This is a genomic window from Curtobacterium flaccumfaciens UCD-AKU (assembly GCF_000349565.1).
GTDB classification, from domain to species: domain Bacteria; phylum Actinomycetota; class Actinomycetes; order Actinomycetales; family Microbacteriaceae; genus Curtobacterium; species Curtobacterium poinsettiae.
Genome location: NZ_KB714617.1, coordinates 87332 through 105564 on the forward strand (window position 1 = coordinate 87332; position 18233 = coordinate 105564).

Here is an 18233-nt window from a genome sequence, read left to right on the forward strand (position 1 = left end):
AGCGGGTGACGACGCCCGAGGTCTCCCCGAACACCTTCTCGATCGAGGTCGAGCACTTCGACTCACCTGACGCCCAACGGCTCCGCGCCGCACAGCGACTGGAGATCGACCGGGCGCACGGCGGCGACACCGAACCGGGCGAGAAGCCGACCGCCGACTCGGTCTCTGTGTTCTTCGTCGCGCGGGACGAGTCCGGCACCCCCCTGGCGTGTGGGGGCCTGCGCGTGGTCGACGACGGCATCGCCGAGATCAAGCGGATGTACGTCCGGCCGGAGTCACGCGGGTCGGGTGTCGCCGCCGAACTGTTGCGTCGGCTGGAAGAGGCCGCGCTCGACCTGGGCTCTCCGGCGCTCGTGCTCGAGACGGGCACGGAGCAGCAGCGCGCCGTCGGGTTCTACCAGCGCGAGGGGTTCCGGCGGATCGCGAACTTCGGGCCCTACGTCGGTGCGCCCCTGTCGGTCCGCTATTCGAAGGTCCTCTAGCGCGGCGACGCCGACCGGGCCTGCCCGGACCGCGCCGCGCGAAAGCCCGGCTCGCGCGCGCCCGAGCCCGCTCGGCTCTCGGTCACGACGTGCCGTCGGCCCGAGGCCGAGCGGTCGCGAACCGTCGTCTGGGCCGGCGCCGAACGACGATCTCCGACCGCTCGAGGCCTCGCGTGCGGGGTGTTGCGACCGCCCGGACCGCCCGACCGTCCGGACTCAGGCAGCGAGGTCGCACGAAGTGCCGCCCGTGCAGCTCGGCGGCGACAGTTCGTGCGACCTCGGCGGACGTGAACGGCGTGTCGAGCGATCTCGCACGACCCGAACTCGCACGACCCGAACTCGCGCGACCCGACCTCGCGCGACCCGAGGACGACGCCGGTCGCGCCAGCCGGAGCCCGGCTAGCGGCGGTCGCTGTTCCCGTCGCCATCGCCGTCACGCTGGGCGTCCGGCGAGGACGAGGGCTCCGGCGGCGTCGCACCGGCCACCCGCTCGCCGTAGCGCGGCGGCTCCTCGGGCCGACGCTCCGGCACCGGCGGGGCCGTGGGGGCGGCAGCGGTCTCCGGGGTCTCGCCGTACCGGGGCCCGTCGTTCGTGCCGTAGCGCGGCGGGCCCGAAGGCGCGGCCGTCTGCGCGCCGGGGGCCGACGTACCGGGGTGCTGCGGGCCTCCTGGCTGCTGGTGCGGGGTGGCGTGCCCGCCGTACGGCGACTGCTGCTGCGGCGGGACCCCACCGGGGCCCGGGCGCCACTGCTGCTGCTGCTGCTGGGGAGCGTCGTTCCAGTGCGTGGACGGGGTCGCCCCGTGCTCACCGAGGATCCGCTGCGCCTGCCCGGTCAGCTGCGGGTTGACGACGATCTGGTAGTTCGTGGCGAGCACCTGGTGGACGCTGGTGAAGTCACGCTGCCGCTTGGTGATGGCGAACGAGGCGATGCCGTAGAGCATGCCGAACGCGGCACCGATGATCGCCGCGGCGAGGATCAGGCCGCCGGCGCTCGGCGAGAAGAGGGTGAGCACGATTCCGAAGAAGATGCCGAGCCACAGACCGGACAGCGCGCCGGCGATGGCGGCGCGGCCGTAGGTCATCTTGCCGGTGACCCGTTCGACCGTCTTCAGGTCGTTGCCGACGATGGAGAGCTGGTTGACGGGGAAGTCGGCCTCGGCCAGCTTCGCCACCACGCGCTGCGCGTCGGGGTAGCTGTCGTACGTTCCCAGGACGTCGCCCTTGGGCAGCGTCGGGAACGCCTGGGCGGTCCTGCCGGCGAAGGGGCTCTGATTGCTCACCCAGCCATCATTCACCGCACACCTTGCAATCGCACGTGCACTCTCAGGGAAGCCGCCGACCGGCGCGGGCGAACGCGCACACCCGAGCGACTACGCTGGGTCGGGTGAGCGCCACGAAGGTCTTCGTCGCCCGCCTCGCCGGGTGCTCCGTCTTCGACCCCGCGGGCGACCGCGTCGGACGGGTCCGGGACGTCCTGGTCGTCTACCGCCGGGCCGATCCCCCGCACGTCGTCGGGCTCATCGTCGAGGTGCCCGGCAAGCGCCGCATCTTCGTGAGCATCGGCCGCATCACCTCGATCGGTGCCGGGCAGGTCATCACGACCGGCCTGGTGAACATGCGCCGCTTCGAGCAGCGCGGCGGCGAGGTCCGCGTCATCGCCGAGATGCTCGGCCGCAAGGTGCTCATCAAGAACCAGCGGATCCGCGCCACCATCGAGGACGTCGCGATCGAGGACCGCGGGCAGGGCGACTGGGAGGTCGCGCAGCTCTTCCTCCGCAAGCCGAAGACCACGCCGTCGCCGTTCGGCAAGGGCCCGACGACCTTCGCGACGTGGAACGAGGTCACCGAGGACGAGCTCCCCGGCGAGGCCCAGTCCGCCGAGCACGTCATCGCCGCGTACTCCGACCTGCTGCCCGCCGACCTGGCGTCGACGCTCCTCGACCTGCCCGCCGAGCGTCGGTTCGAGGTCTCCGAGGAACTGCCGGACGACCGCCTCGCCGACGTGCTCGAGGAGATGCCGGACCAGGAACGCATCGAGATCCTCACCCGGCTGACGGACGCCCGTGCCGCCGACGTCCTCGACCAGATGCAGCCCGACGACGCGGCCGACGTCCTGGCCCAGTTCTCCGATGAGCGGAGCGAAGCCCTCCTGCAGCTCATGGAGCCGGAAGAGGCGCAGGACGTCCGCATGCTCCTGGAGTACGAGCCGGACACCGCCGGTGGTCTGATGACCACCGAACCGGTGATCGTCTCGGCCGACGCCACCGTGGCCGAGGGCCTGGCCCTGGTCCGCCGCCACGAGCTCGCGCCGGTGCTCGGCGCCGCCGTCTGCGTCACCCTGCCGCCGTACGAGCCGCCGACCGGTCGGTTCCTCGGGCTCGTGCACTTCCAGCGGATGCTCCGCTACCCGCCGAACGAGCGGCTCGGCACGCTCATCGACCAGCAGACCGAACCGGTCCGGGTCGACGCGAGCGCCGCCGAGGTCACCCGCATCATGGCGACCTACAACCTGCTCTCCGTCCCCGTGGTCGACGACGCCCACCGTCTCGTCGGGGTGGTGACGATCGACGATGTCCTCGACCACGTCCTGCCGGACGACTGGCGAAGTCAGGGCGAGGGGGAACCCTCACCGCTTCCACGCCAACGCCCGCGCAGGACACCCGTGACGACGGGAAGGAGGACCACCCGTGGCCCGAACGGATGACACCCGTCGCGACCGTGACCGGCAAGAGGTCCGGCTCGACTCCCCCAAGGGCATGCGTACGCGCGTGCTCCCCAGCCGGCGCCGTGGTCGCGGGGACACCTTCGGTCGCGCGACCGAGGGCATCGCCCGGGGTATGGGTACGCCGTGGTTCCTCATCGGCCTCACGCTGTTCTGCGTGGTCTGGATGGGCTACAACACCCTGGCGCCGAAGCCGTGGCAGTTCGACTCGGCCGCGATCGGCTTCACGGCGCTGACCCTCGTGCTCTCGCTGCAGGCCTCGTACGCGGCCCCGCTGATCCTGCTCGCGCAGAACCGGCAGGACGACCGCGACCGCGTGCAGTTCGAACAGGACCGCCAGCGTGCCGAGCGCAACCTGGCCGACACGGAGTACCTGGCCCGCGAGGTCGTGGCCCTGCGCCTGGCGATGCGGGACATGGCGTCCAAGGACTTCATCCGTGCCGAGCTCCGCTCCCTGCTCGAGGAACTCGACCGCCGCGACGCCGACGAGGCCGGCTACGCGGACGAACACGACAGCTCCACCCGTGGCTGAACCCGTCCCCACCGACGATCAGCTCGGCACGGCGGTCCTCGCTGCGCTCGGCCGCGTCATCGACCCCGAGATCCGTCGCCCCGTCACGGAGCTCGACATGATCCGTGGTGTCGACGTGCAGCCTGGAGGCTCGGTGCGCGTCGACCTGCAGCTCACGATCGTGGGGTGCCCCGCCGCCGACACCATCGAGCGCGACGTCCGCGTCGCCGCCGCGTCCGTCCCGGGGGTCGCCGCCGTCGACGTCGACGTGTCCGTGATGGACCCGGCGACACGCGCCGCGCTGACCGAGCGGCTCCGCGCCGGCCGGCCGAAGGGCGTGCAGTTCACGGCGGACTCCCTCACCCGCGTCATCGCCGTCACGAGTGGCAAGGGCGGCGTCGGCAAGTCCACCGTCACCGTGAACCTCGCCGTCGCGCTCGCCCGCCGGGGCCTGCGCGTCGGGGTCGTCGACGTCGACGTGCACGGCTTCAGCGTGCCCGGGCTGATGGGCCTGACCGACGAGCACGGGGTCGCGCCGCGTCCGACGCGTGTGGACAGCATGATCCTGCCGCCGGTGGCCCACGACGTGAAGGTCGTGTCGATCGGCATGTTCGTCGACGACGTCTCGACCGCGGTGTCGTGGCGCGGACCGATGCTGCACCGCACCGTGAACCAGTTCCTGACCGACGTGTTCTTCGGCGACCTCGACGTCCTGCTGCTCGACCTGCCCCCAGGGACCGGCGACGTCGCGATCTCGGTGGGGCAGCTCCTGCCGCACGCCGAGGTGCTGGTCGTCACGACCCCGCAGGCCGCCGCCGCCGACGTCGCCGAGCGCAGCGGGATCGTCGCCCGGCAGACCGGGCAGCGGGTCATCGGCGTGGTCGAGAACATGTCCGGGCTCGTGCAGCCGGACGGGTCGGTCCTGCACCTGTTCGGCGAGGGCGGTGGTGCGGAGACCGCATCGCGGCTCTCCCGCGGGCAGGACGCCCCCGTCCCGGTGCTCGGCAGCGTGCCGCTGTCGGTGCCGCTGCGCGAGGGCGGCGACGCAGGGGTACCGGTGGTGCTCGGCAGCCCGGAGGACCCGGCCGCGGTGGCCCTGACCGCGATCGCCGACCGGATCACCACGATGGGACGCGGGCTCGCCGGCCGGAAGCTCGGGCTCTCGCTGTCCTAGGCTCGGGGGCATGAGCACGGATCACGTCGACGTCGACTGGAAGCACGCACGCGCCACGAACCAGGCGAACTGGGACGACCGGGTGCCGATCCACGAGCGCGCGTACGCGATCGACGCCCTCACCGACCCCGGCCACCGCTCCGACGTCGTCCGCGAGGACCTGCCGGCGCTGACGCCGTGGCTGCCGAACGGCTCGCTCGCGGGCCTCGACGTCTGTCACCTGCAGTGCCACATCGGCACCGACACGGTGTCGCTCGCCCGCGAGGGTGCCCGGCTGACCGGCGTCGACTTCTCCCCCGCCGCCCTCGCCTCGGCCGCCGGACTCGCGTCACGCCTCGGCCTCGACATCACCTGGGTCGAGACCGACGTCCTCGATGCCCGGGACGCCGTCACCGGTGACTTCGACGTCGTGTACACGAGCATCGGTACGATCTGCTGGCTCCCAGACCTGGATCGCTGGGCTGCGCAGGTCGCCGGCCTGCTCCGCCCGGGCGGCCTGTTCTTCATCCGCGACGGCCACCCGGCCCTGTACGCCCTCGACGAGGACGCGGACGAGCTCGTCACCCGGTACCGGTACTTCCCCGACGGCACGGCCCAGCAGTGGGACGACGCGGGCACCTACGCCGGCGACGGCACGGTGGCGAACACCCGCACCTTCGAGTGGCCGCACCCGCTGTCCGAGATCGTGAACGCCCTGCTCGGCGCCGGGCTGCGGCTCCGCCGGCTCGACGAGGGCCGCACGCTGCCGTGGCGCTTCAGCGCGCGCATGGTCGAGACCGGCACCGGTTCGTGGGCCTGGCCGGAGCACGACCGCGACCGCATCCCCACGACCTACACGATCGTCGCCACCCGCGACTGACGACGCGACCCCATGGCGGACCGGAGGCCCGTGGCGGATCCGCTACGGGCCTCCAGTCCGTCAGGTGGTGACGCGACGAGCGTCAGGTGGTGCTGTGACGAGCGTCAGGTCGCCTCGGCGTCGAAGGGCGCGGCTTCACCGGCGGCCAGGGGCACGACGGGAGCCGTCGCACGCACCTTGGACGCGGAGACCTGTGCGGTCTGCACGGCTGCGGCACTGGAACCGGAGTCGAGCAGGGCGTCACGGATGATGCGTCGTGGGTCGTACTGGCGCGGGTCGAGCTTCTGCCACTCGATGTCGTCGAACTCGGGGCCCATCTCGTCGCGCATCCGCTCCTTGGCGGTGTCGGCGAACCGGCGGACGGCCTTGACGAACTCGGCCAGCTTCTGGGCGTACATCGGCAGGCGCTGCGGCCCGAGCAAGAGGACGCCGATGACCCCGATGATCAGGATCTTGTCGAGCGGGATGTCCACGCGAGCGAGCCTAACGCGTGCTGCTGCGTTGCACCTCTAGAGTTGTCTCCCGAACGGAGTGTGCGTGTCAGAGAAAGAGTCGAACTGGAAGTTCGCCGAGGACATCGTCTCGGAGACCGAGGCGATCGCCCGTGCTCGTGAGCACTCCCTGGAACTCGGGGTCGAAGCGATCTCGCCCGCGATCGGTGCACAGATCGGGGTCATCGCCGCAGCCTCGCGAGCCACGAGCATCATCGAGATCGGCACCGGTCTCGGCGTCTCCGGCCTGTACCTGCTCGCCGGTGCCCCGAACGCGACCCTGACCACGATCGACGTCGAGGTCGACCACCAGCAGTTCGCCCGTGACGCCTACATCAGCGCCGGCACCGCCCCCGCACGGATCCGGCTCATCCCCGGTCGGGCCAACCAGGTGCTCCCCCGCATGAACGAGGCCTCGTACGACGTCGTCCTCGTCGACGCCGACCCGGAGCACGTCATCGAGTACGTCGAGCACGGGCTGCGCCTCGCACGCCTGGGCGGCACCGTCCTGGTACCGCACGCCCTGTGGCGCGGACGCGTGGCCGACCCGGTCAAGCGCGACCGTGCCACCACGGACTTCCGGCTGCTGCTGACCGAGGTGTCGACGTCGGGTGCGGTGCGCAGCGCGCTGTCGCCGGCCGGTGACGGGCTGCTGCAGCTGACGAAGGTCACCAACTAGTCCTCGGCCCGCCGGCGCTCGCGCGGGTCAGTCGAGGTGCCGCAGGTACCGCTCCGGGGACTCGAGGAACGCCCGCTGGTTCCGCACCAGGTCGAGCTCACTCCACTCGGCGCGCCGCAGGCCCCATTCGCCGACCTCGTGGATCGTCGCGCCCGGGAACGCGGCCAGCACGGGTGAGTGCGTCGAGAGCACGACCTGTCCGACACCGCTCTCGACGATCGACCGCAGCAGGGCGATCAGGGTGAGGCAGCCCGAGAACGACAGGGCTGACTCCGGCTCGTCGAGGATCCAGAGCCCGGGCCAGCGCGCCCGGTCGATGACGAAGTCCAGGAACGCCTCACCGTGGCTGCGCTCGTGGAAGACCGGTTCGGGGCGACTGCGGTTCGGGTGCTCCTCGAGGTAGGTGAAGAAGCCGTGCATGGTCTCAGCACGCAGGAAGAAGCCGCCACGGGGCGCACCGAAGTCCCGTCGCAGGACGATGTGCTGCCACAGGTCCGACTCGGACGGCCGGGTCGAGTGGTGCGCCCCGGTCGAGCCGCCCTCCGGGGACATGCCGAACGCGAGCGCGATCGCCTCGATCAGGGTCGACTTGCCGACACCGTTGTCCCCGACGAACACCGTCACCGGGTCCAGGTCGAGCCCTTCGTCGAGCAGCTGCCGGATCGGCGGGAGCGTGGCCGGCCAGGCGTCGCGCGGCATCGGGTCCGGGTCGCGGTACTCGTCGACGCGGCGGATGGGCAGGTGGGTCCTCGGCACGTCCTCATCCTGCCGGAGCCGACCGACACCACGGGGGCTGCCCGCCGCCGGCAGACAGACGGGAAGCCCGGAGCGTACACGCTCCGGGCTTCCCGTTCTGGTGCTTCGACGTACTAGGCCGAGACGACCTCGGCGAGTGCGTCGTGGAGTTCCTTGGCCTCGGCATCGTTGACCGAGACGACCAGGCGGCCTCCACCTTCGAGCGGAACCCGCACGATGATGAGTCGACCCTCCTTAACAGCCTCCATCGGCCCGTCACCGGTCCTCGGCTTCATGGCTGCCATCAGATGTCCCCTTTCGTGCAGTAAATGCTGTCCCATTATCCCGTATGGAGGGGGCAACTGCGAAACCGCCCAGGTTGGGGGTGTCGGATGTGGCGTTCCGGTGCTCCGCAGAACGCAGATCCACGGGCCTTCCGGTGCTCCGCGTCGATCACGGCGGGGTCCAGTCGTAGCCGTCGATCCACCACGTGTAGTACAGCCAGACCCACTGCAGCCCGACGAACGCGACGACGACGGCCACGCGGTACACCCGCGACCGCGGCAGCGCGACGATGCCGAGCAGCGGCGCGATCGGCACGAGGATCCGCCAGGTGCTCGACTGCGGGAAGAACACCGCGAGCAGGTACACCAGGTACGCCACACCCCACAGTCGCAGCTCGATCCCGATCCGGCGCGCGGCGGGCATGCTCACGAACGCGGCGAAGCCGACGAGCACGACGACGAGCAACAGCGCCCCGGCCGGCTGCCCGAACCACCACCCGAACCCCTGCACCCACGGCGCGAAGGGCACGAGCTCCTTCCACCCGATGTACGACGAGCGCCAGGCGAGCTCGGTGTCCGTGTACGCCTTCGGCACCCCGGTGACGGCCCACGCGATCGCCGGCCACGCCAGACCGACCAGGCCGGACACCGTGGCGACGACCGCGGGCGGCACGAGGCGGCGGACGGTCAGCGGCTCCGACGACCGCACCCAGGCGGGGCGGATCGCCCACGCGACCACGAAGAGCACGACGAGGAACGCGAAGGCGAGCCCGGTCGGCCGGGTCATGCCGAGCAGCAGCACGACGGGGAGCATCGCCCACCAGCGTCGGTCCACCATGAGCAGCAGCGCGACGAGCAGCAGGAACAGGCCCATCGACTCCGCGTAGGCCACCTGGAACACCGCCGACACCGGTGCGACGCAGAACAGCACCGTGGCGAACGTCGCCCGCGCGGGGTCGAGGAACCGGCCCATCAGCCGGCGGAACACCAGTGCGGCGCCGAGGCCGGCGAGCAACGACACCGAGACCGCGACGAACTCGAACGGCGCTCCGGTGAGCAGCATGAACCCGCGCACCAGGAACGGGTAGGCGGGCATGAACGCCCACGCGTTCTCGGTCACGTGTCCCGCGGCGTCGACCGGCAACGTCGACGGGTACCCACCCGTGGCGATCACGCGGTACCAGGCGCCGTCCCAGATGGACGCGAACGACAGGTAGCCGGGGCTCTGGACGGTGAACGAGTTCGCCGCCTGCACGCCGGCGAAGACGAGCATCATCGCGCCGGTGACGAGCCGCGCCAGCACGTAGACGACGGTGATGCGCACCCACCAGGGCACGACCCGGTACCGGGCCCGCCAGCGGTTCCGAGCAGGGGTCCTCCGGGTGGCCCCCGCCGTCGTCAGGCCGTCAGCCACCGACGCAGCCCGGCCTCGACCGCGGTGATCTGCGCGACCGGGACCTGCTCGTCGTCGTGGTGGGCGAAGACCGGTTCGCCGGGGCCGTAGTTGACCGCGGGGACGCCGAGGCCCGAGAACCGTGCGACGTCGGTCCAGCCGTACTTCGGGCGGGGTGCCGCTCCACCGACGGCAGCCACGAAGTCCTGCGCGAGCGGGGCGTCGAGCCCGGGACGTGCACCGGCGGCGAGGTCGACGATCGTGACCTCGTAGCCGTCGAACAGCTCGCGGATGTGGGCGACGGCCTCGTCGTCCGAACGGGACGGGGCGAACCGGTAGTTCACGTGCACCATCGCCTCGTCCGGGATGATGTTGCCCGCGATGCCGCCGCTGATGCCGACGGCGTTCAGACCCTCGCGGTACTCGAGCCCGTCGACCGTGACGGTGCGGGGCTCGTACGCGGCCAGGGTGGCCAGGATCGGGGCGGTCTTGTGGATGGCGTTGTCGCCGATCCAGCTCCGGGCGCTGTGCGAGCGCTTGCCGAACGTGCGGATCTCGGCGCGGAGGTTGCCGTTGCAGCCACCCTCGATCTGCGCCCCGGACGGCTCACCGAGGATCGCGAAGTCGGCGGCGAGGAGCTCGGGCCGCGTGCGGGCCAGACGACCGAGGCCGTTCAGGGCGTCGCTGACCTCCTCGTGGTCGTACCAGACCCACGTGACGTCGACCGAGGGGTCGGCCAGGTCGTACGCGAGCTTGAGCTGCACCGCGCAGCCGGCCTTCATGTCGACGGTGCCGCGGCCCCAGAGGATCTCGGTGCCGTCCTCGGTGGTGCGGAACTCGGTCGGCAGGTTGTCGTTGAGCGGGACGGTGTCGATGTGCCCCGCGATGACCACCCGGCGGTCGCGGCCCAGGTTCGTCCGCGCGACGATCGCGTCGCCGTCGCGGATGACCTCGAGGTGCGGCAGCGGGGCGAGCACGGCCTCGATCGCGTCGGCGAGGGCCTGCTCGTTGCCGGACACCGACTCGATGTCGCAGATGGCACGGGTGATGTCGATGGACGAGGCGGTGAGGTCGAGGTGCTCCGGCATGCGGGCAGCCTACCGGCCGACCCTCGCACCGCCCCGGCCGTCCGGCCGGACGGGATCCCCGCCGCCCCGGCCGTCCGGCCGGACGGTGCCCTCCGACGGCCGCTCGGTACCCTGGAGCCGTGACCGACACGACTGCCTCCGACCGCCCGACCCACGCCTGGGGCCACGGCCTCGCGACGATCGCCGCCGACGGCACGACGCTCGACACCTGGTACCCGGAGACCCACCTCGGCGCCCTGCCCGCCGACGCCGTGTTCCCCGCCGAGCTGCAGGCGCACGTCGGGGACGACCCCCGCCGCGAGGTCCGGATCGAGGCCGTCACCACCGAGATCACGATCGACGCGAGCCCGACGAGCACCCCGGACGCGTACCTCCGCCTGCACCTGCTGAGCCACCTGCACGTCCGCCCGAACGAGGTCTCCCTGGACGGCGTCTTCGGCCACCTGCCGATCGTCGCGTGGACGAACGCCGGCCCCGTGCACCCCGAGTCGCTGACGCGCCTGCGCCCCGCGCTGCAGCGCGCCGGCATCGCCGTGCACGGCATCGACAAGTTCCCGCGCCTGCTCGACTACGTCGTGCCGGACCGCGTCCGGATCGCCGACGCGAGCCGCGTCCGCCTCGGCGCACACCTGGCACCAGGTACGACGGTCATGCACGAGGGCTTCGTCAACTTCAACGCCGGCACCCTCGGTGACGCCATGATCGAGGGCCGCGTCTCGCAGGGCGTCGTCGTCGGGCACGGCACCGACGTCGGCGGTGGCTCCTCGATCATGGGCACCCTGTCCGGCGGCGGCACACACCGTGTCTCCCTCGGCGAACGTGCGCTCCTCGGCGCGAACGCGGGCCTCGGCATCTCGCTCGGTGACGACTCCGTCGTCGAGGCCGGCCTCTACGTGACGGCCGGCACGAAGGTGGTCCTCGTCGGTGCGGCCCCGAACCCCGACGGCACCCCGAAGACCGTCAAGGCCGCCGAGCTCTCCGGCACCCCGAACATCCTGTTCCGCCGCAACAGCGTCAGCGGCGCCGTCGAAGCCCTGCAGCGCAAGGGCGAGGGCATCCAGCTGAACACCGCGCTGCACGCGTAGCGCCCCGCCCGGCGAGCGGTCACGACACGTCGCCGGCGGGTGCCGAGGGCGCACGAACCGTCGCTCCGGCACCCGCCAGACGACAGTTCGCGACCACCCGGCGCAGGTGAGCGGCGCGTCCCACGATCGCGCACCCACCGACGCACCCGCCTGGAGGCCCGGAGCCGGCCCACGAGACCGGCACCGGGCCTCCAGGTCGTCGCCTCCAGTGCCCCGCGAGTGGTCACAACACGCCGTCCGCGTGCGCCGAGGGCGCACGAACCGTCGTTTCGACGCCCGCCGGACGACCGTTCGCGACCACCCGGCGCAGGTGAGCGGCGCGTCCCACGGTCGCCCACCCACCGACGCACGCACAGGAGGCCCGGAGCCGGCCCACGAGACCGGCACCGGGCCTCCATGCCCTCCCGTCCAGCGCTCCCCCGCCCCGCCCGCGAGCGGGCGAAATGCCGGGGTGCGCCGTCGGCCCCACCGTGGCATTCCGCCCGTTCGATCCGCAGCAGCGCACCCCGCCGCCCCTCCGGCCCCTCCCCCGGCTCGACCCGACACGACGCGACGCGACGAGCGGGCGGAATGCCGGCGTGCGCACGCCGCGCCACCCGGGTGTTCCGCCCGATCGATGTGGCGGCGGGCGCAGACACACGAACGCCCCGCACCACGGGTTCGTGGGGCGGGGCGTTCGGAGTCGGTCAGCGCTCGGGGACGTCGCGCTCGGGCGCACCCACGTAGAGCTGCTGCGGGCGACCGATCTTGTTGAGCGGGTCGTTGTTCAGCTCGCGCCACTGGGCGATCCAGCCCGGCAGACGACCGATCGCGAACAGGACGGTGAACATCCGCGGCGGGAAGCCCATCGCCTTGTAGATGATGCCGGTGTAGAAGTCGACGTTCGGGTAGAGCTTGCGGCTGACGAAGTACTCGTCCTCGAGTGCGATCTGCTCGAGCTCCATCGCGATGTCGAGCAGGTCGTCCTGCACGCCGAGGGACTCGAGGACCTCGTGCGCGGACTCCTTGACGAGCTTGGCGCGCGGGTCGTAGTTCTTGTAGACGCGGTGCCCGAAGCCCATGAGCTTGACACCCTGCTCCTTGTTCTTCACCCGCTCGACGAACCGCGTGACGGGCTCGCCCGAGTCCTTGATCTGCTGGAGCATCTCGAGCACGGCTTCGTTCGCGCCGCCGTGCAGCGGGCCGTACAGGGCGTTGATGCCGGCCGAGATCGAGGCGAACATGTTCGCCTTCGTCGAGCCGACCATGCGCACCGTCGAGGTCGAGGCATTCTGCTCGTGGTCCTCGTGCAGGATGAGGAGCCGCTCGAGCGCCTTCGAGAGCACCGGGTTGGGCTTGTAGGTCTCGGCCATGGTGCCGAAGTTCAGCCGCAGGAAGTTGTCGACGAACGACAGCGAGTTGTCCGGGTACAGGAACGCCTGCCCGATGGCCTTCTTGTGGGCGTAGGCCGCGATCACCGGGAGCTTGGCGAGGAGCCGGACGGTCTGCAGCTCGACCTTCTCGGGGTCGTCGACGTCCATGTCGTCCTCGTAGTACGTGGACAGGGCGCTCACGGCGCTCGACAGCACCGACATCGGGTGCGCCGAGTGCGGCAGGGCGTCGAACAGGCGACGGAGGTCCTCGTGCAGCAGGGTGTGCCGACGGATGCGGGCGTCGAACTGCTCGAGCTCGGTGGGGGTCGGCAGCTCGCCGTAGATCAGGAGCCACGCGACCTCGAGGAAGGTGCAGTTCGCGGCGATCTGGTCGATCGGGTACCCGCGGTAGCGCAGGATCCCCTGGTCGCCGTCGATGTAGGTGATCGCGCTCTTCGTCGCACCGGTGTTCACGAACCCGTAGTCGAGCGTGTTCATCCCGGTCTGCTTCTTGAAGGTCGAGATGTCGATCGCGGACGCGCCGTCGACGCTCTGCAGGATCGGGAACTCCGCCGTGCCACCCGGGAACGTCAGCGTCGCGGTCGCGCCCTGCTGTTCGGCGGCGGGACTCACGGGGACGGGCGTGGTGGGCGGTGTGGCCGTCTTCTGAGCGTCATTGGCAGTGTCAGTCACGAGGACAGCCTAATCGCGGCACCTGTCGGTCGTGCACACATCCCAGGTGACGATTTGGTGGTTCCCAGGGATTGCGGGCGCCGGCGGGAGTGCTCGTGTCCGTGCTACGCGGTGCCGAGGCGCCGGCTGCTCGCCAGTCGCTGGGAGGCTGCGGCGATCCGTTCGTCGGTCGACGTCAGGGCCACGCGGACGTGTTCGCCCCCGGCTGCACCGTAGAACGTGCCCGGTGCGACGAGGATCCCGCGGTCGGCGAGCCAGGCGACGGTGTCGAGCGCCGGCTCGCCGCGGGTCGCCCAGAGGTAGAGCCCGGCTTCGCTGTGGTCGATGCGGAAGCCCGCGCCCTCGAGTGCCTGCCGGAGCATGTTCCGACGGGCACGGTAGCGGGCCTTCTGCTGCTGCACGTGGGTCTCGTCCTGCAGCGCGACGACCATCGCCTGCTGCACGGGCAGCGGTGGCATCAGCCCGGCGTGCTTGCGGACGGCCAGCACGTCGGCCAAGATCGCGGCGTCACCGGCGACGAAGGCCGCACGGTAGCCGGCGAGGTTCGACTGCTTCGACAGCGAGTACACGCTGAGCACGCCGTCGAGCGAGTCGCCGACGACCCGGGGGTCGAGGATCGTGGGGGTCGGGGTGGTGGCGTACTCCGGGTCCCAGCCGAGCTCGGCGTAGCACTCGTCGCCGACGATGACGGCCCCGAGCTCGCGGGCGCGCACCACGGCGGCACGGAGCTCGCCGATGGTGAGCACGCGGCCGTCCGGGTTGCCCGGGGAGTTCAGCCAGACGAGCTTCGTGGTGGACGGCCACTCGGCCGGGTCGTCCGAGGCGAGGGCGTCGGCCCGGACCAGCGCGGCACCGAGCTCGTACGTCGGGTACGCCGCTGCCGGGAACACCACGGTGTCGCCGGGGCCGATGCCGAGCCAGAGCGCCAGGCCCGCGATGAACTCCTTGGAGCCGATCGTCGGCAGCGCGTTCGCCTCGGTCAGGGCGACACCGTGCCGGCGGCCGTACCAGTCGGCGATGGCCTGCCGGAGCGCCGGGGTGCCGGCGACCTGCGGGTAGGCGTGCGCGTCGGTTGCGGTGGCCAGGGCGGTGCGGACGACCTCGGGCGTGGGGTCGACGGGCGAGCCGACGCTGAGGTCGACGATCCCGCCCTCGTACGCCGCGGCGCGCTGCTTGAACGGGACGAGCTGGTCCCAGGGGAAGTCGGGGAGGTCGAGCGCCACGAGGGGTCCGGTCAGCCGCGGACGGGCTCGGCAGCGACGACGGGGTGGTCCTTGTGGATCACGCCGACCTTCGCGGCGCCACCGGGCGACCCGACCTCGTCGAAGAACTCGACGTTGGCCTTGTAGTAGTCGGCCCACTGGTCGGGCAGGTCGTCCTCGTAGTAGATGGCCTCGACGGGGCAGACCGGCTCACACGCACCGCAGTCGACGCACTCGTCGGGGTGGATGTACAGCGAGCGGTCACCCTCGTAGATGCAGTCGACCGGGCATTCGTCGATGCAGGCGCGGTCCTTGACGTCGACACACGGCTGGGCGATCACGTAGGTCACGGTTCGGGTGCTCCCTTCGACGAGCGGGTTCGAGTCTACTCGTGGCCCGCGGCCGTCCGGGACCGCAGCCCCGACAGGTCCGGCCACGCGAGGACGAGGGCGGTGATGGCCGCGGGGGCGAAGGTCCACACGTACCCGGCCGCGTTGGCGAGGACGAGCGGCGAGCTCTCGCCACCGACCGACACGAGCACCTGCGTCGCGACGAGGATGCCGATGCCGATCGCGGCGACCATCGTCCGCGAGCGGTAGACGAGCCGCACGCCCACGGTCAGGCCGAGCACGATGAGGGTGGTGACGACGAGTCCGACCGGGAACGCGCCGAGCGTCTGCTGGTGCGTCACCGTGCCGAGGCCGCCGGCGAGCAGCCCGACCAGCAGCGACACCACGACCGCCGCGGCCTTGCCCTGACCGGACATCTCGCCGTAGGTCTGCGGCGCCCCCGGCTGCGGGGCCGCGTCGTGCCGGAACGCCTCCACCGCAGGGGCGTGCTGTCGGACGCCGTGCGGCATCACCCACGACAGCGCGGCCGGGTCGGCGGGGTCGACGGGGTCGACGGCGACCTGGGAGCGGTACTGCTCGACGGCCGCCCGCACCTTGGCCCGGACCGGCAAGACGTCGACGGTGACGTCGGCCTGCCCACTGTCGGGGTCGACGATCATCGAGAACGGGACCTCTTCGGCACGGGCCGCGTACTGCGCCGCGTGGTGCATCCGCACGTGGTCGGGGTGTCCGTAGCCGCCGTCGTCGGCGTAGCTGATCACCGCGTCGGCTCCGGTGGAACGGATGGCGGCGCGCACGTCGTCGACCAGCTCGCCCAGGTCAGCCGCGGTCAGCGAGTCGGTCGGGGCGTCGGCCGCAGCGGTGGCCCGGCCGTCCGGGCCCCACTGCATGCCGGAGTCGACGTACCGACGCTCGGGCAGGTCGGTCGGCCGCGCGCCGCGCCCACCGAGCCACAGGTGCTGCGGCCCGCCGAGGGCGGCGAGGGCCGCGGCGATCTCGGTCTCCCGGTGCCGCGCCACCCGCGCGGGGTCGCCCGCGAGCGGAGCCAGCTGCTCCGTGAGCATCTCGCCGCGCTCGCCCCGGGTCGCGGTGAGCACGGTCACCTCGGCACCGCGCTCGAGCAGGGTGGCGATGGTCCCACCCGACGAGAGCGTCTCGTCGTCGGGGTGGGCGTGCACGATCAGGACGCGCTCCGGGCGCGTGGCGGGGGCCTTGGACATCGTCCCCAAGGGTACGGGACTAGCGGGGCGTGACGATGTAGGTCGCCGTGACGCCACCGCTGTCCTTGCTGTCCGAGAACGTCAGCACGACGCGGTACCCGTCGCTCCGGAACATGCCGAACGCGCTGGACGAGTCCGCGCGCTTCGCTGACTCGGTGTACCCGGCATCCGTGAGCTGCTGCGCGGCCGTCCGGAAGTCGTCGACGGAGGCCGCCCGGACCTGGGCGACCCACCCGGAGCCGTTCGGTCCGGCTCCGCCGCCCAGCACCGTGCCGTCGACGAGCGGGACGTCTGCCGACGGGAACCCGTCCGGCACCTTGCCGTCGGAGGTCACGTCGGCGCCCTTGAGCGCCGTGTCGAGCGCGCCGTCGATGCCACCGGCGACCGAGGACATGCCGTCCTGGATCGCCTTGCCGTCGATGCCGGCGACCCCGTCGGCCACGTTCGACGCGACGGAGGACCCGAGGTCGGTGGCCTGCTGCACGGCCTCGGTCGAGCAGCCGGTGAGTCCGGCCAGGGCGATGCCGGCAGCGACGGCGGCGATCAGCGGGGTACGGAGGGAACGCATGGCGTGACCGTAACGGACGAGCCGGGAGGCGCGGCGCGAGTTGGCTGTGAACGTGCCGTCCCCGGGGCGGTCACCTGCGCGGCGGGGCCGCCCCGGGCCTCCGTGCCGACGGACGGTTCAGGCGACGTAGGCGCGCGTCGCCGCCACCAGGGCGTCGACACCCACCGGGATCGCCGTCTCGGCCTGCGGCGCGTAGAACGGCGAGTGGTTGCTCGGGATCTCCTCGCCACGGCGGAAGCGCTCCGGGTCGGTGATGCCCGTGAACCAGTACACGAGCGGCGCGCCGGCGGCGGTGGCCAGCTGTCCGACGTCCTCCGACGCCATGGCGAGCCCGATCTCGAGGTCGCGAGCACCCGGCACCTCGGCGCGGATGGCGTCGAGCACGGTGGCGGCGGCCTCGGCGTCGTTCACGGTGACCTCGGCACCCGGAGCCCGCACGATCGTCGGCTCGGACAGCCCACCGGCCGCGCTCTCGGCACGGACGATGCGTTCGATCGAGGCGATGATGCGCTGGCGGGTCTCCTCGTTGCGGGCACGGGTCGAGATCTCGATCACGGCCTCGTCGGGGATGATGTTCGCCCGCGTGCCGGCGTGGAAGCTGCCGACGGTGACGACACCCGCGTCGCTCGGCGAGACCTCGCGCGCGACGACGGTCTGCAGTCGCACGACGGCCGACGCCGCGGTGACGACCGGGTCGAGCGAGGCCTGCGGCGCCGAGCCGTGCGCCCCACGGCCGTTGAACGTCACCGTCAGCCGGTCGCTCGACGCCATCACCGGGCCGGTGCCGACGGCGACGATGCCGACCGGTGCGGGCGCGGAGTGCTGCCCGAGCACGACGTCCGGCTTCGGGAACCGCTCGACCAGGCCGTCCTCGACCATCGCGCGTGCGCCGGAGATGACCTCTTCAGCAGGCTGGAAGACGGCGACGACCGTGCCGCGCCAGTCCCCCGTGGTCGCGACGAGGCGCTCGAGGGTGCCGAGCAGCCACGTGACGTGGATGTCGTGGCCACAGGCGTGCATGGTCGGGACGTCCCGGCCCTCGTCGTCGGTGCCGACGTGCTCGCTGGCGTACGACAGGCCGGTGCGCTCCTGCACCGGCAGGCCGTCCATGTCGGCGCGGAGCCACACCACGGGGCCCTCGCCGTTCGCGACGACACCGACGACGCCGGTGCCGCCGACGCCCGTCGTCACGTCGATCCCCCCGATCTCGGCGAGCTTCGCGGCGATGACACCGGCGGTGCGGTGCTCCTGGAAGCCGAGCTCCGGGTGGGCGTGCAGGTCCTGGTAGATCGAGAGCAGGTCGAGAGTCACGCTGACCACGGTACAACCGCGAACGGCCCGACC

The 18233-nt window shown here is 71.9% G+C and carries 19 protein-coding genes; 7 read left to right on the plus strand and 12 right to left on the minus strand.

The annotated features are described in order from the left end of the window. Positions 1-5: 5 nt before the first annotated feature. Complete coding sequence (locus tag H489_RS27885) at positions 6-482, plus strand: GNAT family N-acetyltransferase (protein ID WP_017887045.1); 477 nt, start codon at positions 6-8, stop codon at positions 480-482. Between the two features lie 399 nt (positions 483-881). Here the strand turns inward: H489_RS27885 and H489_RS36825 are convergent, their stop codons facing one another. Next, positions 882-1763 carry a general stress protein gene (locus H489_RS36825; RefSeq protein ID WP_017887046.1) on the minus strand — a complete coding sequence of 294 codons (882 nt, stop codon included), beginning with the start codon at positions 1761-1763 and terminating at the stop codon, positions 882-884. Between the two features lie 104 nt (positions 1764-1867). Between H489_RS36825 and H489_RS27890 the strand changes: the two genes are divergently transcribed. From H489_RS27890 to H489_RS27905, 4 genes are read left to right on the plus strand one after another with little or no spacing between them, the layout of a single operon-like run. Continuing rightward, positions 1868-3187, plus strand: coding sequence for a magnesium transporter MgtE N-terminal domain-containing protein (locus tag H489_RS27890; protein ID WP_017887047.1), 1320 nt, complete (start codon positions 1868-1870; stop codon positions 3185-3187). A 52-nt stretch (positions 3188-3239) separates the two neighbouring features. Continuing rightward, positions 3240-3737, plus strand: a complete 498-nt coding sequence (locus H489_RS27895) for a DUF1003 domain-containing protein (RefSeq protein ID WP_042539423.1) — start codon at positions 3240-3242, stop codon at positions 3735-3737. Beyond that, complete coding sequence (locus H489_RS27900; protein ID WP_017887049.1) at positions 3730-4890, plus strand: P-loop NTPase; 1161 nt, start codon at positions 3730-3732, stop codon at positions 4888-4890. The genes H489_RS27895 and H489_RS27900 overlap by 8 nt, the downstream gene beginning before the upstream one ends. Before the next feature lie 10 nt (positions 4891-4900). Further along, positions 4901-5749 carry a class I SAM-dependent methyltransferase gene (locus tag H489_RS27905; RefSeq protein ID WP_017887050.1) on the plus strand — a complete coding sequence of 283 codons (849 nt, stop codon included), beginning with the start codon at positions 4901-4903 and terminating at the stop codon, positions 5747-5749. Positions 5750-5853: 104 nt separating this feature from the next. Here H489_RS27905 and H489_RS27910 read toward each other — a convergent pair whose 3' ends face one another. Next, positions 5854-6222, minus strand: coding sequence for a twin-arginine translocase TatA/TatE family subunit (locus tag H489_RS27910; protein ID WP_017887051.1), 369 nt, complete (start codon positions 6220-6222; stop codon positions 5854-5856). 64 nt (positions 6223-6286) lie between these two features. Between H489_RS27910 and H489_RS27915 the strand changes: the two genes are divergently transcribed. Next, complete coding sequence (locus H489_RS27915) at positions 6287-6919, plus strand: O-methyltransferase (RefSeq protein WP_017887052.1); 633 nt, start codon at positions 6287-6289, stop codon at positions 6917-6919. Between the two features lie 27 nt (positions 6920-6946). Here H489_RS27915 and H489_RS27920 read toward each other — a convergent pair whose 3' ends face one another. The 4 genes from H489_RS27920 to dapE form a co-directional block, all read right to left on the minus strand. Beyond that, complete coding sequence (locus H489_RS27920) at positions 6947-7675, minus strand: AAA family ATPase (protein WP_017887053.1); 729 nt, start codon at positions 7673-7675, stop codon at positions 6947-6949. A gap of 113 nt (positions 7676-7788) precedes the next feature. After that, on the minus strand, positions 7789-7959 hold the full coding sequence (locus tag H489_RS37355; protein WP_017887054.1) for a DUF3117 domain-containing protein: 171 nt from the start codon (positions 7957-7959) through the stop codon (positions 7789-7791). 148 nt (positions 7960-8107) lie between these two features. Continuing rightward, entirely contained in the window at positions 8108-9352 is a 1245-nt protein-coding gene (locus tag H489_RS27925; protein WP_017887055.1) for a hypothetical protein, read from the minus strand. Continuing rightward, complete coding sequence (gene dapE, locus H489_RS27930) at positions 9337-10419, minus strand: succinyl-diaminopimelate desuccinylase (protein WP_017887056.1); 1083 nt, start codon at positions 10417-10419, stop codon at positions 9337-9339. Before dapE ends, H489_RS27925 begins: the two co-directional genes overlap by 16 nt. A 119-nt stretch (positions 10420-10538) precedes the next feature. Here dapE and dapD point away from each other — a divergent pair, with 119 nt between their 5' ends. Next, positions 10539-11504, plus strand: coding sequence for a 2,3,4,5-tetrahydropyridine-2,6-dicarboxylate N-succinyltransferase (dapD, locus tag H489_RS27935; RefSeq protein ID WP_017887057.1), 966 nt, complete (start codon positions 10539-10541; stop codon positions 11502-11504). A 686-nt stretch (positions 11505-12190) separates the two neighbouring features. Here dapD and H489_RS27940 read toward each other — a convergent pair. The 6 genes from H489_RS27940 to H489_RS27960 form a co-directional block, all read right to left on the minus strand. Next, positions 12191-13489 carry a citrate synthase gene (locus tag H489_RS27940; protein ID WP_017887058.1) on the minus strand — a complete coding sequence of 433 codons (1299 nt, stop codon included), beginning with the start codon at positions 13487-13489 and terminating at the stop codon, positions 12191-12193. 164 nt (positions 13490-13653) lie between these two features. Next, complete coding sequence (gene dapC / locus H489_RS27945) at positions 13654-14772, minus strand: succinyldiaminopimelate transaminase (RefSeq protein WP_017887059.1); 1119 nt, start codon at positions 14770-14772, stop codon at positions 13654-13656. Between the two features lie 11 nt (positions 14773-14783). Then, positions 14784-15101: a ferredoxin gene (fdxA, locus tag H489_RS27950; RefSeq protein ID WP_017887060.1), complete on the minus strand. Its 318-nt coding sequence runs from the start codon at positions 15099-15101 to the stop codon at positions 14784-14786. Between the two features lie 35 nt (positions 15102-15136). Continuing rightward, positions 15137-16321, minus strand: coding sequence for a PIG-L family deacetylase (locus H489_RS36830; protein ID WP_017887061.1), 1185 nt, complete (start codon positions 16319-16321; stop codon positions 15137-15139). Between the two features lie 19 nt (positions 16322-16340). After that, a complete protein-coding gene (locus tag H489_RS36835) occupies positions 16341-16889 on the minus strand; it encodes a hypothetical protein (RefSeq protein WP_017887062.1) in 549 nt (182 codons plus the stop codon). Positions 16890-17006: 117 nt separating this feature from the next. Further along, positions 17007-18200, minus strand: a complete 1194-nt coding sequence (locus tag H489_RS27960; RefSeq protein ID WP_031259685.1) for an amidohydrolase — start codon at positions 18198-18200, stop codon at positions 17007-17009. Positions 18201-18233 lie beyond the last annotated feature (33 nt).

Coding starts and splice junctions, on each gene's coding strand:
- H489_RS27895 (WP_042539423.1), top strand. CDS start 3,240: ATGCGTACGCGCGTGCTCCCCAGCCGGCGCCGTGGTCGCGGGGACACC.
- H489_RS27905 (WP_017887050.1), top strand. CDS start 4,901: ATGAGCACGGATCACGTCGACGTCGACTGGAAGCACGCACGCGCCACG.
- H489_RS37355 (WP_017887054.1), bottom strand. CDS start 7,959: ATGGCAGCCATGAAGCCGAGGACCGGTGACGGGCCGATGGAGGCTGTT.
- dapE (WP_017887056.1), bottom strand. CDS start 10,419: ATGCCGGAGCACCTCGACCTCACCGCCTCGTCCATCGACATCACCCGT.
- H489_RS36830 (WP_017887061.1), bottom strand. CDS start 16,321: ATGTCCAAGGCCCCCGCCACGCGCCCGGAGCGCGTCCTGATCGTGCAC.
- H489_RS36835 (WP_017887062.1), bottom strand. CDS start 16,889: ATGCGTTCCCTCCGTACCCCGCTGATCGCCGCCGTCGCTGCCGGCATC.